12 protein-coding genes, 1 tRNA gene and 1 pseudogene are annotated in these 15,739 nt (G+C 58.3%); 5 read left to right on the top strand and 9 right to left on the bottom strand.

The window, feature by feature from the left end; all coding sequences use genetic code 11:
* Positions 1–15: 15 nt before the first annotated feature.
* The 5 genes from B7Y89_RS12370 to B7Y89_RS12350 all read right to left on the bottom strand — a co-directional run bounded on the left by B7Y89_RS12370 (position 16) and on the right by B7Y89_RS12350 (position 9,475).
* Positions 16–2,553, bottom strand: coding sequence for a cation-translocating P-type ATPase (locus tag B7Y89_RS12370; protein WP_292938811.1), 2,538 nt, complete (start codon positions 2,551–2,553; stop codon positions 16–18).
* Positions 2,554–2,737: 184 nt separating this feature from the next.
* Positions 2,738–4,234 (bottom strand): phosphoesterase, encoded by a 1,497-nt coding sequence (locus tag B7Y89_RS12365; RefSeq protein WP_292938810.1) that lies wholly within the window; start codon positions 4,232–4,234, stop codon positions 2,738–2,740.
* 43 nt (positions 4,235–4,277) lie between these two features.
* The gene (locus B7Y89_RS12360; RefSeq protein WP_292938809.1) at positions 4,278–7,235 is read right to left on the bottom strand and encodes a TonB-dependent receptor; all 2,958 of its coding nucleotides are present in this window, start codon (positions 7,233–7,235) and stop codon (positions 4,278–4,280) included.
* A gap of 107 nt (positions 7,236–7,342) precedes the next feature.
* Positions 7,343–8,656, bottom strand: coding sequence for an FN3 domain-containing metallophosphoesterase family protein (locus tag B7Y89_RS12355; RefSeq protein ID WP_292938846.1), 1,314 nt, complete (start codon positions 8,654–8,656; stop codon positions 7,343–7,345).
* A 312-nt stretch (positions 8,657–8,968) separates the two neighbouring features.
* Complete coding sequence (locus tag B7Y89_RS12350) at positions 8,969–9,475, bottom strand: DUF159 family protein (protein ID WP_292938808.1); 507 nt, start codon at positions 9,473–9,475, stop codon at positions 8,969–8,971.
* A 306-nt stretch (positions 9,476–9,781) separates the two neighbouring features.
* Here B7Y89_RS12350 and B7Y89_RS12345 point away from each other — a divergent pair, with 306 nt between their 5' ends.
* Positions 9,782–9,979 carry a hypothetical protein gene (locus B7Y89_RS12345; RefSeq protein ID WP_292938807.1) on the top strand — a complete coding sequence of 66 codons (198 nt, stop codon included), beginning with the start codon at positions 9,782–9,784 and terminating at the stop codon, positions 9,977–9,979.
* Between the two features lie 99 nt (positions 9,980–10,078).
* Here the strand turns inward: B7Y89_RS12345 and B7Y89_RS12340 are convergent, their stop codons facing one another.
* On the bottom strand, positions 10,079–10,822 hold the full coding sequence (locus B7Y89_RS12340; RefSeq protein WP_292938806.1) for a tetratricopeptide repeat protein: 744 nt from the start codon (positions 10,820–10,822) through the stop codon (positions 10,079–10,081).
* Positions 10,823–11,064: 242 nt separating this feature from the next.
* Entirely contained in the window at positions 11,065–12,432 is a 1,368-nt protein-coding gene (gene glmU / locus B7Y89_RS12335; RefSeq protein ID WP_292938805.1) for a bifunctional UDP-N-acetylglucosamine diphosphorylase/glucosamine-1-phosphate N-acetyltransferase GlmU, read from the bottom strand.
* Between the two features lie 61 nt (positions 12,433–12,493).
* Here glmU and B7Y89_RS12330 point away from each other — a divergent pair, with 61 nt between their 5' ends.
* From B7Y89_RS12330 to B7Y89_RS12315, 4 genes are all read left to right on the top strand, one after another.
* Positions 12,494–13,168, top strand: coding sequence for an HAD-IA family hydrolase (locus tag B7Y89_RS12330; RefSeq protein WP_292938804.1), 675 nt, complete (start codon positions 12,494–12,496; stop codon positions 13,166–13,168).
* 61 nt (positions 13,169–13,229) lie between these two features.
* On the top strand, positions 13,230–14,096 hold the full coding sequence (gene yghU / locus B7Y89_RS12325) for a glutathione-dependent disulfide-bond oxidoreductase (RefSeq protein WP_292938803.1): 867 nt from the start codon (positions 13,230–13,232) through the stop codon (positions 14,094–14,096).
* 89 nt (positions 14,097–14,185) lie between these two features.
* Positions 14,186–14,260: transfer RNA gene (locus tag B7Y89_RS12320), tRNA-Gln, on the top strand.
* Positions 14,261–14,923: 663 nt separating this feature from the next.
* Complete coding sequence (locus B7Y89_RS12315) at positions 14,924–15,169, top strand: hypothetical protein (protein ID WP_292938802.1); 246 nt, start codon at positions 14,924–14,926, stop codon at positions 15,167–15,169.
* On the opposite strand, the gene B7Y89_RS12310 is transcribed toward B7Y89_RS12315, so the two are convergent.
* Both B7Y89_RS12310 and B7Y89_RS12305 read right to left on the bottom strand, forming a co-directional pair.
* Positions 15,159–15,512 (bottom strand): hypothetical protein, encoded by a 354-nt coding sequence (locus tag B7Y89_RS12310; RefSeq protein ID WP_292938801.1) that lies wholly within the window; start codon positions 15,510–15,512, stop codon positions 15,159–15,161. The genes B7Y89_RS12315 and B7Y89_RS12310 overlap by 11 nt on opposite strands.
* Before the next feature lie 142 nt (positions 15,513–15,654).
* Positions 15,655–15,739, bottom strand: a pseudogene (locus B7Y89_RS12305) (IS5/IS1182 family transposase); the annotation flags it as partial.

Raw genomic sequence — 15,739 nt, 5'->3', positions numbered from 1 at the left:
GTGCATCTGAATAGCCTACACGGACTTGGGCGTAAACAGTTTGCGTACAACCGGCTTGCAACCCTCCAGCACAACCAGCAATCCCAACCCGAGGCCTAGAGCCAGTAGCAAGTCTGCCCATGCCATCGATCCGAATTTCAGCAATTCCTGCGCTTGTGGCACCAGCAGGATAAGCGCGGTCACTGCCGCAATCGCCGCCAGAACATAGCGCAATGCTGTATTGCGCCGGACCACGGCTATGGTCAGTGATGCGCTGAATGAACGGTTGATCAGGATCAGCGCGACAATCTCGGCAATCAACGCAAAGAACATCAGCGCGCGCAATTCCATCTCGGGCATGCCGGACCGGGTTTTGATGAAGAGCAGCACCGCCAACAGCACAAACGCAAACAACCCTTGAAATACGCTCCACGCAATCATCGGCAGCGAAAATAGCGCTTCTGATGGATTGCGCGGGTGCCGCTGCATGATATTGCGTTCATCGCGTTCGGCTTCAAAGACGAGCGCGCAAACCGGGTCGATCACCATTTCCAGCAAGGCAATATGGATTGGCCCGAACAGGATCGGCAGGCCGAACAACAAGGGCACAAGCGAAAGGCCCGCAATCGGCACGTGCACGGCAAATATGAACGCCATGGCCTTGCGGATGTTATCGTAAATGCGCCTTCCCAGCCGGACGGACTGCACGATTGACCCGAAATCATCGTCGATCAGCACCATCGCCGATGCTTCGCGCGCCACGTCTGTGCCGCGCTTGCCCATCGCGATGCCAATATGCGCGGCTTTGAGCGAAGGCGCATCGTTCACACCGTCGCCGGTCATTGCCACTACTTCGCCATCGGCTTTGAAAGCCTGGACAATCCGCAGCTTTTGTTCGGGCATGATCCGCGCGAATACGGTGACCGTCTTCAGGTGTTCCGCCAATTGGCCATCATCAAGCGCGCCAAGATCTGCACCCGTTAGCACGGCCCCCTCGGCAATGCCTGCCTGCGTTGCGATGGACCGCGCGGTGGCGGCATAATCGCCGGTGATCATGACCACGCGAATGCCTGCGCTGCGGCATTCTGCGACCGCGGCCGGCACGCTTGCGCGCAGCGGATCGGCAAGGCCGACCAAGCCTGCAAGTTCAAAGGCATAGCCAGCTTGTGTTTTCGGCCAGTTGCGGTCGACTGGAACGGCGGTTGCGACTGCCAGAACGCGAATTCCGCGCAACGCCATCGCATCAACAGCGGCGCTCATCCTGTCCTGTGCAGCAGGTTCCAGCCTGCACAAGCCCGCAATGGCTTCAGGCGCGCCTTTCGCCGCGACACGTAACGCCCCGCCATTGTCCCAGACGTTCGACATCGCCAGCAGATCAGGATGCAAGCCATAGGCATGGGCCAGTATCCCCTGCGGTGCTGCCAATGCCGGAATGGCTGCGCGCGCGGCATGGAGCGCTATGTCCATCGGGTCGGTCGGTTCAGGCGCGCTGGCTTGCGCGGCGGTTTGGATCAACGCCTGGAAGGCATCGGGCACAGGTTTGCCCGCTGCCATCTGGAATGCCTCCCCCGACGGCAACCACACTTCATTGAGCGACATGCGGTTTTCGGTCAGCGTTCCGGTCTTGTCGGTGCACAGCACGGTTGCCGAACCAAGCGTCTCGATCGCCGCCGCGCGCCGCGTCAGCACGCCCGCTTTGCCGATGCGCCAGGCACCCATTGCAAGGAACACGGTCAGGACAACCGGAAACTCTTCGGGCAACATCGACATGCCGATGGCAATGCCGGCCAGCACCGCCTCGATCCATCCACCGCGCAGCAATCCGTAAAGCAACACCACCAGCAGTGCGACTGCGCCGCCGCCAATCGTGCACCACCGGACGATCCGCATCGTCTCGCGCCGCAATCGTGGCGCTTCAGTATCAAGCGTTGCCAACGATTGCCCGATCTTGCCAATTTCACTGCGCGGGCCTGTCGCCACAACCCGCGCAATCCCGCTGCCCCGGGAAATGAGCGAGCCGGAAAAGACGTAAGGCGAGCCATCTCCGCCCGGGCGTGCGATGTCTTTTGCAGGCTGGGCAACAGCCGCAATTTTTCCCACGGGCAACGATTCACCCGTCAGCAGTGATTCATCGGCTTCAAGTTCCGTCGCTGCAATCAACAGCGCGTCTGCCGCCACACGGACACCCTGTTCCAGCACCAAAAGGTCGTCAAACACCACCTCGCGCCCGGCAATGCGCACATGCTCACCATCACGGATCACCAGCGCTCGCGGTGCCGAAAGATCGCGTAGAGCCTCCAGCACAGTTTCAGTGCGCGTCTCTTGCACCACCGTGACAATGATCGAAAAGCTGGCAAAACCCAGCAGTATAAGCGCTTCGGCCAGATCGCCCAGCAACAGATAAGCTATCCCGCCCAGCAGCAAAAGCGCCAGCATCGGCTCTCGCACCACCTCCAACGCAATCCGCCAGACCGAACGCTGGCCAATGCGCGGCAATTCATTAGGCCCGTCCTTCGCCAACTGTCTGCGCGCATCATCGGCGCTAATGCCGGTTGGCCGGGGTGCATCAATCATCGCTGCGCATGCCTGATCCGCCACGTTCTCCCCCGATGTCACCATCCCGTGGGGCTCTGCACTGGCTGCGCTTGCGATTGTCGATAGCCCGGATTCCTTTTTAGCCGGAAAGCCTTAACACGGATAATGCAGACGACTGCCTCTTATTGGTCACTATGCGATGGTGTGGCTGCCGGTGCGACGTTTACTTGACCGTCACGAACACCGGGTTGCCATAGAACCACAGGTCTTCCCAAGGGTTCTCTCCTTTGGGATCGGTCACGGGTTCAGCTTGAGTTGTGTTGGTGCCGCGCAGGCGCAAGTAGATGGGGCCGCGAACATCGCGGAGGGTGTGGCGCATGGTCAAAACCTCGCCCGACCTTGTCCAATCGGTTGCTGTAAAACGCTTTTCCACACGGGTTGTTGCATTGCGATCAGCAGTGCGGTCATTCACGGGGCCGGTCACGTCGCCCACGATCAGATCGACACGCGCTACGTCGGGCGTGAACCCGCCATGGTTTGCCGCAGCCGGGTCGCGCAGGCGGATTACCACGTCGACATCATCACCCGGCTTGGCGGTGATCATGCCGCCCATCATTGCGGACTGCTTGCTGCCGTGCACTTGCACGTTGACGTCAAGTTCGCTGATCAAGTCGCCTGTGGTCACGAACACGCGCCCGCTGCGCAGCCCATCAAGAATATCGCCATGGTCGCGGCGCGCATGGACGTATGTCTTTGAATATTCGCCCGGCCAGAAGTCGCTTCCGCCATCGCGCCAGTTGGAGTGCGAGTCTGACGTCGCGGTGATCCACCAGCGGCGACCTTCGCCCAGCATCGAATCCCAGAACCCGCCAAGCCGCGCGGTCATCTGGTCAAAGCCGCCAAGCGTTGGTGAATTGCGGTAGCCCCCGCGCGCGCCGTCGGGATCGTTGGTACCATCGGGTTTAAGCGCGCCAGCCTGATGGCCCGGCGCACCTTCCATGCCAACCGAAACGGTGGGTGCCGTATCATTCCAGTTGCGGAATTCGGCAGGCGTATATTGGCCGTAAACCCCGACATCCTTTGCCGAACGCGAAGGGTGGTTTGCAATCAGGACAGGCTGGCTTTTTTGCATTTTCATGAACCGAAGAGCTTCGATCATCTTGGGTTCTGTGTCGCGCGCATCATCCACAGGGAAAGCATCCCGTTTGGAAAAGCGCGATTCAATGTCGCGCAATTGTGCGCGTTCGCCTTTGGTGAAGGGGATGATCATGCTGCTGTGATCGCCTGCGGGGGTATCAAATTCCATCCCGTAAAAGATCAGGATCTGCGGCGCAGTTTTGCGCGCAAGCAGCAATTCCGGATAGGCCTGTTCAAAGTTCAGCCGCGAATGCAGCGGTCCGCCGTGATCGGTCGATACCATCCAGCCAAGGCCATAACTGGCCCCCATCTGCGCATTGCGCGAAATGGTATACCGCCCGTCTTTGCCCAAAAGCGGCTTTGGTGCCTCGTTGGGGGTTGCGGGATCAGCCTTGTAACTTGCGCTGAATTCGCTGTGGATGTGATGATCGCCTGATAACCACTTGCGGTCCTTGGCACCCTTTGCAGCTTGCGCACGGCCGGCTGCCTTGGCTTCAGTCAGCCCACCATGATCATCGTGGGCCAGTGTGGGCGCGCTTGTGGCGATGCCCACCAGTGCAAGGAAATAGAGATTCTTGTTCATGCTGTATTCCTAGCAACCGGTGGGCCTTGGCCGTATTTTACAATCAGAAGTTTATGCGGAACCCGCCCATGAAGCGGGCACCGAACTTTTCGTATTCAATTGTGCGTTCCGGCACACCAACGAAGCGTACGCCTGGTTCGTCGAGCAAGTTGGTAGCGTCAACGAACATTTCGACCCGGGGGCTGATGGCATAGCGTGCTGACAAATCCAGTCGGCCCACACTCTTCCAGAAAAAGTCACCGCCCACTGCGTCCGAACCAATGCCGTCGATATAATCGCTGCGATATTGCCAGCTGGCGCGCAACGACAGGCCATACTGCTCATAGTAGACCGAAGCATTGTAATTGAGGTCGGATGCATCGGGCAAATCGATCTTGCGGCCATCCGGCGTTGTGGCTGAAGAACGGTTGATGGTTACGTTGCCCTGGAAGCCGAAGCCTTCCATCCATTCAGGTGCACCGAAGCTTTGCATGATGTCAGCCAGCGGCTGCGAATAAGCAATTTCGATGCCCTTGATTTCACCGCTACCGCCATTGAGCGTGGTGCTGAAATCATAAGTAGAGCGCTGGAAGCCGGGAGCGTCAAACGAGGTGTTGTTGAACACGGTTGTCGAGTCAAACAGCACGTCGCGGATCTTTTTGTAATAGACGCCAACCGAAAGGAAGCCGCGATTTGCCATGTACCATTCGAAATAGGCATCCACGCCTACCGCCTTTTCGGGCGTTGCAAACGGGTTGCCGCCAGACACGACCTGCAAGTCATCGTTGATCGTCAGGTTGGGGCGTAGCAGCGTATAGTCAGGCCGCGCCGCACCGGTATTTACCGAAAGACGCAGCTTGATTTCATCGGTCGCGTCATAGTTCAAATGCAGGCTCGGGAAGAACAGTGTGTTGCCTGACGATGTGTTCAATGGCTGGCGAACGCCATTTATCGTCCCATTAGAAAGGCCGGTGTTGTCCACCCGTTCAGCACGAACACCGGCGACAATGTTGCCATGGTCGAAGTACATCGTGCCCATCAAATAACCGGCGTAAACCTTTTCGGAAACCTCGTAGAAGTTGTTTTCCGTCGTATTGGGCTGAATACGCGAAGCGCCAGCGGCGATGTAGCTATCGAGAAGAGCGCTACCAAGATCCGAGCTGAAATAGCGGAAGGCGTAGCCCAGCGGAATTCCAACCTTCAGCGGGTCGTTGATCGAGATGGCATCCTGCCGCGGAAGGGCAATGCCCTTTGCGGTCAGGTCGGCAGCGCGTGCTTCAATGACCGTGCGGTTAGAGTCCTTGGTGCGCTGGTTAAACTGGCCACCAAACTGGATTTTGGTGTCATGCCCGAAGACCGAGAAATTGCGGTCAAGATCGAGCCGCGCAGTATAGGCTTCGGTTTGGTCCCGCCGGTTCGTGCGGGTCATCGTGACGAAGTCCAGCTCGGTGGTTGTGATGATGTCGCGGCGCGCGCCAAGGGTGTAATTCTGGCCGGCATCGGCCAGCGTATTGTACAGTGTCACGCGGGCGTTGCTGGGGTCGGTCAAATCGTAAACGACGCTTGGGCGCCGCGTGCGATCAGCCGGGCTGACCCAGGTCGAGCTGAACGGTCCTCGTGCGTCATCTTGTGCACGCGTAAAGTTCAACCGCCAGCTTGCATGCCACTCATCAAAGTTGTGATTCCCGCCAAACGTATTGGTAAAGATGCGTTGGCGCGATGAGTTGCTGTTCAGCGTGCTGTCGATTTCTGTACCGTATACAGTGCCTTGGAAAGGCGTATTGCCGGTGCGGATGTCGGCATAGCCGGTGCGGCGCGCGCTGGATTGGGCGGCAGTGCTGCTGGTGGCTACCGCATTCTGGTCGAAATCGAAGATGTAGTTGCTGCGCAATTCGTCATCGCGAAACTCGGTCATCACGGAGCTGAGGAACACTTCGTGATCGCTGTTGGGACGCCAATCAATCTTGCCGCTGAAGGCAGTGTTTGAACGGCTAAGGCGATACAGCTTGTTTTCTGTTTCGCGGGCCCAGACGCGGTCGGTATTACCGGCAAGCGTATCTTCGGGCGCCAGTTCCCAGTCCGTTTCAAAGTTGTCGGTGATCATGTCCACTTCAAAGCGCGACGCTGAAAGCAGGATGCCAATGGTATCGTTGAAGAAGCGATCCGAAATGTGGCCGGCAAAATTGTACTGGCGGCCGCCGCCCAATTCAGAAAAACCAGCGCCGAGATCAGCGGCAAGCTTGAAGCCGGTGTAATCAAACGCGCTGCGGGTCCGGATATCCACTTGGCCAGCCACCGCTTCGCCGGTGAGATCGGCCGTTACCGCTTTGCGAACCATCACCTGGCTGGCAATTGTCGCAGGAATTGTGTCGAACCGGGTTTCGCGGCCAGCGGGGCTGATCACGTTGATGCCGTCAAAGGCAACCGTGGTCCAGTTGGTCCGCGCACCGCGAAGGCTGACAAAGCGATCTTGGCCTTGATCGCGCTGCACGGCAATACCGGGCAGGCGGGCGAGAGACGCGGCGATGTTTTGGTCAGGGAATCGGCCGATGCTGTCGGCAGCGATCACGCTGACCAGCGCCGTTGAAGAGCGCTGCAACTGGATGGCGGCCGCTTCAGATTCAGCGATCGGGCGTGAAGCGCTGACCACGATTTCGCCATTGGCGCCGGTGGTCGGTGCCAATGAAACATTAACCGAAGTTGTCTGGTCAGCTGCAACTTCCACCGTCTGGACGACGTCATCGACACCGAAATAGCGGACGCGCAGTTGTTGCGTGCCAGATGAAACCCCGCGAAGCGAAAAGCGGCCTTGAGCATCGGTAATTTCAACGACGTTCGAACCTTCAACGCGAACTGTAGCGCCAGCTACAAGGTTGCCATTGCGGTCAACCACCACACCGGCAATCTGGCCTGTGCCTACAGAAGCGGCGGCATTATCGGCACTCTGCGCAGCGGCAGGCATTGCAGCAAACAGGCAAAGCGCAGCGCCTGCAAGCAGGGCGGAACGGCACGAATGAAACATTTCGATCTCCATCGGATAAAAGTATTCATCCCCGCGCGAAGCATCGCGCGGGCTGGTGGAACGCAGTGATGTGGGTCGGGATTACCGGCAGTGCCGGGGTGCTGTGTTCAGAAGTTTGGCCCCTTGTATGGCAAGGTATTGTCAAACCGCCGTGTGGGAGGCACGTCCTTGTCGTTCTTGATCAAACGCTTGGCATTGCCGCGCTTTTCAATTTCGACATGGTCATACGCCACGCCATCGGTGGTATAGGCGGTGTAGTTCAGACGATCGCCATCAATGCCGATCACCTGGAAAAATTGGCCATTCTCACCCTGCCGTTCCAGCTTGACGCCAGTGGGGGCGTAATCATCCCAACCCTGTTTGCGGAACTGGTATTGCTTCGGGCCGGACACCGAATTGACGAACATCGTCGTCAATTTGTCACCCACCGCAAATCCGCGCCGGCGGGGTTCTTGTGCATTAGCATCCAGAAGCCCGCGCGCATATGTGTGGTCATGGCCTTGCAGCACCAGATCAACGTTATGGCGCAACAGGATAGGCAGGATGACATCGCGGTTCGTCTTGTTGTCACGGTCCCCGCCCGAACTGAATACCGGGTGATGCATCGTCACAATCCGCCAGCGCGCTTTTGACATTTTCAGATTGGCATCAAGCCACTGCGCTTGCGGGGCCAGATCGCGTTGATTGGAATCAAGCACAAAGACATCGAGGTCCGCGCTATACCGCACAACATAAGCCGTCTCATGCACTGGGGCTGGCAAACCGGGATCTACGGGCAGTCGGAATTGCGGACGCCACAAATGGCTCAGCAACTTCATGCGGTCACCTTCACCCGGTGCGGATTGGTCATATTCGTGATTGCCCGCCACCGGAATGGCAGGGACCATCGCATGAATGAAACTGCCAGCTTTGAACCAATCGGCCCATTCCGCATCGCGGCTGGCCCGGTTCACCAGATCGCCTGCGTGCAACATGAATCGCGCATCGGGTGCCGCCTGAAATGCAGCACGGATGGTGCGCGACCACAGCGAAAGCACGCCGTTTTGCGCATCGCCCATATAGATGAAACGGATCGGTCCTGAAAGCGGCGCGGTGCGGGTTTGAAACCATTCGCTCCAGTGGCCGTCAACCCCCATCACGCGGTAAGCGTAAAGCGTATCGGGACGCAGGCCATCAAACCGGACCGAATGATACGCCACCGCCGGAAGCGTTTCGTTGGCGGCAATGGCGATTGTCGCACCACCGGCCATTGCCTTATCAAGATCAACGCGTTCGGTTTGCGCTGCTACGCTACGCGCGGCCAGATCGATCCGTGCATCGGGCGTTGCCAAAGCAATTTCGGCGCGCGTTGCCGTAACCGATGCCACCGTACGCCAGCTTACAGCCAATGACGTTGCGGGATCAGCCTCAAAAGTTGCAATAACCCGGTCGGGCCAAGCACTGGCACCCTGCCAAGGCGGGGCATCGTGACCTCAATCATGCGCAGAAGCCGACGCCGCGCTCAAACCCAGCGCAATCGCGATTAGCGCAGCCTGTGCCGCATTCCGAACCATTGCGTTGCCCCCATATCGTTGGTGGCGGCGCTAACGTAGAAGCAAGACAGCACCGTGTCGATTTTGCGACAGAGATATGAATCTTTGCGAAAACCTGAATCCCGTGTCCTTAAGGGCAGGCGGATTTTGTAATGAGAGCAATGCTGTGGCTGGCTAGGCTGCAGGCGTTAACTGCCAGCCTTAGCCGGCGTCACCTGAGCCATCGACCAAGTGACGGGCGGTTTTGATATCGGCACCAAGCCAAGTGTCGAATGCATCGGGCTGCAATATGACGGGCAGGGCGCGCGACAACCGCGAAGTCAGAATGGCAAAGCTGGGAATTTCTGAATCACGCCATATACCGGCGCAAGCAATAATGGGCTGCGCGGCGTCGGTGAACCAGTCATTCCCTTTGCGGAAATGAGTCATCGGCACGAGGCACCTGAATTGCGTATGGTGCAATGGGCCAATCCAGAAGGGACTCTCAAGGTTTCGCAAAAAGGGCACCAGATGCTCGCCACGCGGGGGCGGCGGTACACCCCATTGGCGCGGTACAATATAGCGGCCTTTTTCCCGGTCTTTGACAATGACCGGAGCATAACCGCCAGGCACAACTTCTCCGCCCTGCCAAACATCGCCCGCAGCGTCCGCGCGCATAAAATCTGCAATCTGCGAGGCAGTGGCGCTGAGGCGATAGGCCGGTGACATGGGCTAAGCCAGCCTCACGCAAGCTTCAGCAAACGGTCGGGCAATCTGCATGTGCAACAAAATTGCGCTCAGTGACCTGCCTGTATGGGCACGGTGGAGGCGCTCATCAACAGTTTCAACAAACATAACACCCACCGCCATGGTGCTTGATAGCGAACTTTAGACCTTCCCGTAAAGCGTACGTGACTATGCCAGATAGCCTGACCTGCCCCCCGCGGTTATCTGGGGCGCACGCACCGCGATACGAAAATCGTCATCTTCAACGATGATTGGGCCGAAGTCGGTGGCTATGCCCTGCCGGATTCCGTGCTGGAACGGCTTCCTCCCACCAGCATATCGGGCGGCAGTTTTGGCCCCGACGGCCTGCTGTATCTAACCGGACATGACGCACCTGAATTCTATGTGGTTCGCATTCCGGCACAAGGTCCGGTGATGGAGCATATTGCCACCATACCTGCCCCGCTTGAGGGTCAGGCATGGGCATGGGACCGACGCGCGGAGTGAACCATTTTCGGGATCACGCGGAAAAAGGCTGAAGTGGTGGTTATGGCTGTTCCACCGGTTGGCTGATGTGGCTAACGATTGGTCGTGTTTAAACTAGGGTCAGGACCTATTAATCCCGCCTTCGAGGTTTGAGGCAAAATGGCATGGTGCAAGGCGGATAGGCGCAGGAATAGTGGTTCTATTTTTGGAAAGGCAACCAGCCTTCCCGGCGCACCTGTCCGTCCGATATGTTCGCCATTCCGGCGCCTCGAAGGCGGGATTAATAGGTCCTGACCCTAGTTCGCCCATCTCGATTTCACTAAATGCCATGCCGCGAAGCGCGCGGGCCTGATTGAACTTCTTTCGGTTTTTATCAGCGTCCCATTCCCCAAGGTCGAATGCTTCTTGAAACAGATCGTGGGCTTTGTTCCATTGTCTTGCGGAGGCGTGCCATTGCGCATATTCGTTCAAGTATTGAGCGCTCAGCGGTGCGGTTTCATGAGCGCGCCGCAAAAAGACTTCGGCCTCTTCCATCCGCATCAAATCGATCAGCGCGAAGCCTTTGAGAAACAGTGCGGCGCAAAAATCAGGTGCAACCACACCTGCATTGCGCCTTTCCTTCGCGGGCGTCTTATCCATCGCGGCGGCCTGAGACAGCGAAAGCATAAGTGCCTCTGCCGTACTATCCGCGCAGTTAACCGTCTGCTCTTTCTCCATTTCTTCCAGCGTTGTGATCACTGGATCAACCAGCGGAATAACTCCTGCCGGATTTCCTGCCTTGATCGCAGCCGTCGCCTTGTTGATCGCAGCGCGGGCAGCTTCTGGTTTAGTCGGTTCGGCATAGGCGGTGCCAAGTGTAGCCATGAAAGCACACGCTGTTGCCGAGATAAACAAAGACCGCACCGCTCTCTCCCGCCCCATCATAGGCCAAGGCGATTGCAAAAGCAGGGTTTTCAGAAATAGAGACCTAGGGTCAGGACCTATTAATCCCGCCTTCGAGGTTGCTTGGAAAGGCAACCAGCCTTCCCGGCGCACCTATCCGCCCGATATGTTCGCCATTCCGGCGCCTCGAAGGCGGGATTAATAGGTCCTGACCCTAAAGTGCCTCACCCCTTCTTCTTCTTCATCGCATCGTGAAACCGGTCGGCCCAGCCCGGCTTTATCAGTTGTTCTGCCCGCACCATGCGCAGTTCGCCGTCGGCCACATCGCGCGAGACGGCGCTGCCTGCGGCAACTATCGCGTCTGCGCCGATCTTTAACGGCGCGATCAGGGCGCTGTTCGAGCCGATGAAGGCGCGTTCGCCGATGACGGTTTTGTGTTTGAAATAGCCGTCATAGTTGCAGGTGATGGTGCCTGCGCCGATATTGGCCCCTGCCCCCACGGTGGCATCGCCAAGGTAGGTGAGGTGATTGGCTTTTGAGCCTTTGTGCATCGTGGTGTTCTTCACTTCGACGAAGTTGCCGATCTTGACCTTTTCGCCAAGGTTCGCGCCGGGGCGCAGGCGGGCATAGGGGCCGATCTGGACGCCCTGCGCAAGGGTTGCGCCTTCCAGGTGGCTGAAGGCGTGGATCGTGACATGATCGGCCACGGTTACGCCGGGGCCGAAGAACACGTTGGGTTCGATCAGCACATCGCGGCCAATCTGCGTGTCCCATGCAAACCACACGGTTTTGGGGGCGATCAGGGTGGCTCCGTCGGCCATCGCCTGTGCGCGGCGGCGCTGTTGCCAGCGGCCTTCGGCTTTGGCGAGTTCGGCGCGGCTGTTGATGCCGGCCACTTCGTCTTCATCGTGAGTGACGACAACGGCGCAGGTCCGGCCATCGGCAATGGCAATGTTGACCACATCGGGCAGGTAATATTCGCCCGCCGCATTATCATTGCCGACGCGGGCGAGCAGGCCAAACAGATCGGCGCTGCGCAACGCCATCAGCCCGGAATTGCAGGTGCGGCAGGCGCGCTCGGCCTCTGTCGCGTCCTTGTGTTCCACCATCTTGACGATGCGGCCATGATCATCGGCGATAATGCGGCCATAGTGCAGCGGATCGGCAGGCGCAAAGCCGAGCACGACCGCTGCGGGATTGTCGCCTGCGTGCAGCCGTTCGAGCATCGCGCGCATCGTGGCAACGCTGACGAAGGGGACATCACCATAGAGGACCAGCACATCGCCATCGAAGCCTGCGAGTGCAACTTCGGCCTGTTGCACGGCGTGGGCGGTGCCAAGCTGCGGGTCTTGCACCGCGATGGTGGCAGTAGTGCCCAGCGCCTTTTCCAACTGGTCACGCCCGTGGCCTGCGACAACGACCTGTCGTGCCGGAGAAAGCTGCGCGGCGCTGGCCATCAGGTGCATCAGCATGGGGCGGCCCGCGATAGGGTGGAGGACCTTGTGCAGGTCGCTCTTCATGCGGGTGCCTTTACCGGCGGCGAGGATGATGGTGGCGACAGGGGCGGCAGTTGGGGGCGTTTGTTCGGTCATAGGCGCACCCTTGCCAGACAAATCTTGCGCTTTCCAGAACAGGAAGCCACTTGAGCGTCCGATGACAAAATTTCCTTACGACATTGTCGGATTCGATCTGGATGGCACGCTGTTCGATACGAGCCGCGATCTGGGTGTTGCGCTGAACCATGCGCTGGCATTGGCGGGGCGTCCGCCGGTTCCGCTGGACGATGTGACGCGCCATATCGGCGGGGGTGCGGCGCAGATGTTGCGATCAGCGCTGACCGAATCGGGCGGGGTTGATGAGGCTGCGTTCGATGGTTTGCAGGCCGAACTGGTGGCATTTTACGCGCGCAACATTGCGCACCATACGTCGCTGTTTCCCGGCGGCGCGGACATGCTGGATGCGCTCGACGCACGGGGCGTGAAAATCGCGATTGCAACCAACAAGAAGGAAGGCCTTGCACTGCGATTGTTCGAGGAACTGGACCTATTGCACCGCTTTGCCTGCGTGATCGGCGGCGATACGCTGGGTCCGGGCACGTCAAAGCCGCGCCCCGATATGCTGCATGCGATGGTGGAGCGGTGCGGCGGCGGCAGGGCGGCGTTTGTGGGCGACACCACGTTTGATACAGGCGCGGCGCGCGCGGCCGGGCTGCCGGTGGTGGCGGTGCGTTTCGGGTTTTGCGATGTGCCGCCCGATGATCTGGGAGCCGATGCGGTGATCGATCATTTCGATCATCTGGTACCGGTACTTGAACGGTTGGGTGCTTGAACCTCTGGGCCAATCTGGCATATTGTAAGTGTAACTTACGAATTTCATAAAGGATGCTGCGATGGCAGATGATTATGTTCCCCCCAAAGTGTGGACATGGGCCAAGGCCAATGGCGGCACATTTGCCAATGTAAACCGCCCTATTTCCGGCCCCACCAGCGAACGCGAACTGCCGGTGGGCAAGCATCCGTTCCAGGTCTATTCGCTGGGCACGCCCAATGGCCAGAAGGCCACGATCATGCTGGAAGAACTGCTCCAGATGGGCTTTGCCGAGGCGGAATATGATGCCTGGCTGATCAGGATCATGGAGGGTGACCAGTTCACCAGCGGCTATGTGGAGATAAACCCCAACTCCAAAATCCCGGCGATGGTGGACAGGTCTGGCCCCGAACCGTTCCGCGTGTTTGAATCAGGGGCGATCCTCATGCATCTTGCCGAAAAGTTCGGTGTGTTGTTGCCCGCATCGGGCGCGTCGCGGGCAGAATGCCTTTCGTGGCTGTTCTGGCAAGTGGGCAGCGCGCCGTTCATCGGCGGGGGCTTTGGCCACTTCTATCAATATGCGCCGGTCAAGATCGAATATGCAATTGATCGCTATTCCATGGAAACCAAACGCCTGTTCGACGTGGCCAACCGCCAGCTTGCCAGGACGCGCTTTCTGGCGGGCGATGATTACACCATCGCCGATATCGCCACTTACACATGGTTCGGCAATATCTATCGCGGTGAAGCCTATGGCGAGGCGGCAACGTTCCTTTCGATGCACGAATATGAACATGTCGGACGCTGGGTCGGCGAGATTGATGCGCGCCCCGGCGTGTTGCGCGGGCGTTTGGTGAATTCCAGCAAGGGCATTTCCGAACGCCACGACGCCAGCGATTTCAATGCCTTACCGCCTGAAACGCTGCAAGGCATCGTAAAGGGCTACTGATGAAATGCGGGGGGTGTGGAAAATGCCCGAAAGTATCACTTTACCCCCCTTTTCATCCGCTTCGCCCGCGCTATAAGCGCTCTTCCTGATGGGGCGTCGCCAAGTGGTAAGGCAGCGGCTTTTGATGCCGCCATTCGCAGGTTCGAATCCTGCCGCCCCAGCCAGGATTTCAAACATTCTAAGTAGTTGAAAATCAAAGGTTTCCGCTGCGAGTCAAAACGCCGTGGCACCCCGTCGTGGCACCCTGTCGCGGTATGACTTTGACACCATGATTCGAGCCGGTTTGAAACGCAATAGCGAACTTTCACCGGCGCAGTTTTTCACAGGCTTGCCCACAGTTGCGTTCGATCTGTTTGCGATGGAGCACCGGTGGTTGCTCATCCCGTTGGATCGACGCTTTGCCTGCTGAACCGGTATCGTTGAGCAAAGACAGACCCCACGATCCAGCCAATTGGGTTTTAATCGCACTTTTACGAGGCAACTCCAGCCGACAACTCAGTCGTTCCCAGCCTGAATTGCGCTCGATGGAAGTTGCCGTACATCCATGCCTCGGCCATGCATGTTGAAAAGCAATAAATGGGACGTTTCTGCCATTCTTACGCGAATATTGAACGGCTGGCTTAGCCAGAAGCCGACACTCACCGGTCGCCTGACAAACATGCACATGGATAGCGACTAAGTCGAATGGGGATCGCCAGTTTTGGCGCATGATGAACCCGGCGCGCTAGCTGAGGAAACGGCTACAATCTTGCGGCAATTGGTGATTTGTGTTTCGCAGCGGGCACAGCAGGGTTAGGCTGACTGAGGGGGACGCGCGGAGAGCAGCGGTGCGGCAGTGGTTGGTGGGTTTGGCGATGTCGGCTGTCAGCTTGTGCGGCTCGGTTCAACCGGCGCAGGCCAAGTGCGAGATCGGCATAGTGGCGCGGCTGCCGGTGACAATGGAGGGCCTGCGCGCCACCGTGCCGGTGGAGGCCAATGGCAAGGCTACTACATTCTGGCTCGATAGTGGGGCATTTTTCAGCTTCATGTTAAACCGGTGGCTTGCCACATTTTATACCGGCGTTAACGTTTGATTACACTTGAACCGTTTCGGTCCTCATCGAGTTTGAGCGACATCGCAGCGGGTGTATCGTGACCGTCTCGAAAAAACTCGAGCAGTGTTTCCTGGTTGAAGCCCATGTCGTTGGCGACCGCCACAAAGCTGGGTGCCTGCGGATTGGGCGGCGTAACTCCCGGTCTTAATGCATGACAACCGCTACATTGCGCTTCGACGAAAGAAAGTTGGCGCGCAACCTGCGCTTGCTCGGCGGTCGCATGGACGACCGTTGAGTTTGAAGCAGCAGGTTCCTTCACGGCAGGCATGCACGCACACAACAGGGCGGTTCCCAATGCAACAGACGGTCGATAAAATGCCATGGCGAGCCTTTCCGGTAGCGGGCAGCGAACTACGGTTACGCATGTCCAACATTTTTGCCAAGTTGGCGGCTTGATATAGGCGAGCAAATGGCGCCGATAGTCGTCATGTCGACAACAACCGCAGGCACCCTAGGCTCAGGACTCATTGCGGCAGCCAGAAGATGACGATTGCGGCGATGCAGATAGCGGACATGAATGTGTGGGCGCAGCGGTCGTAGCGTGTGTGG

The sequence above is a fragment of the Novosphingobium sp. 32-60-15 genome, from assembly GCF_002280675.1.
In the GTDB taxonomy this organism is placed as follows: Bacteria; Pseudomonadota; Alphaproteobacteria; order Sphingomonadales; family Sphingomonadaceae; genus Novosphingobium.
This window is presented reverse-complemented; position numbering and strand designations above follow the sequence as displayed.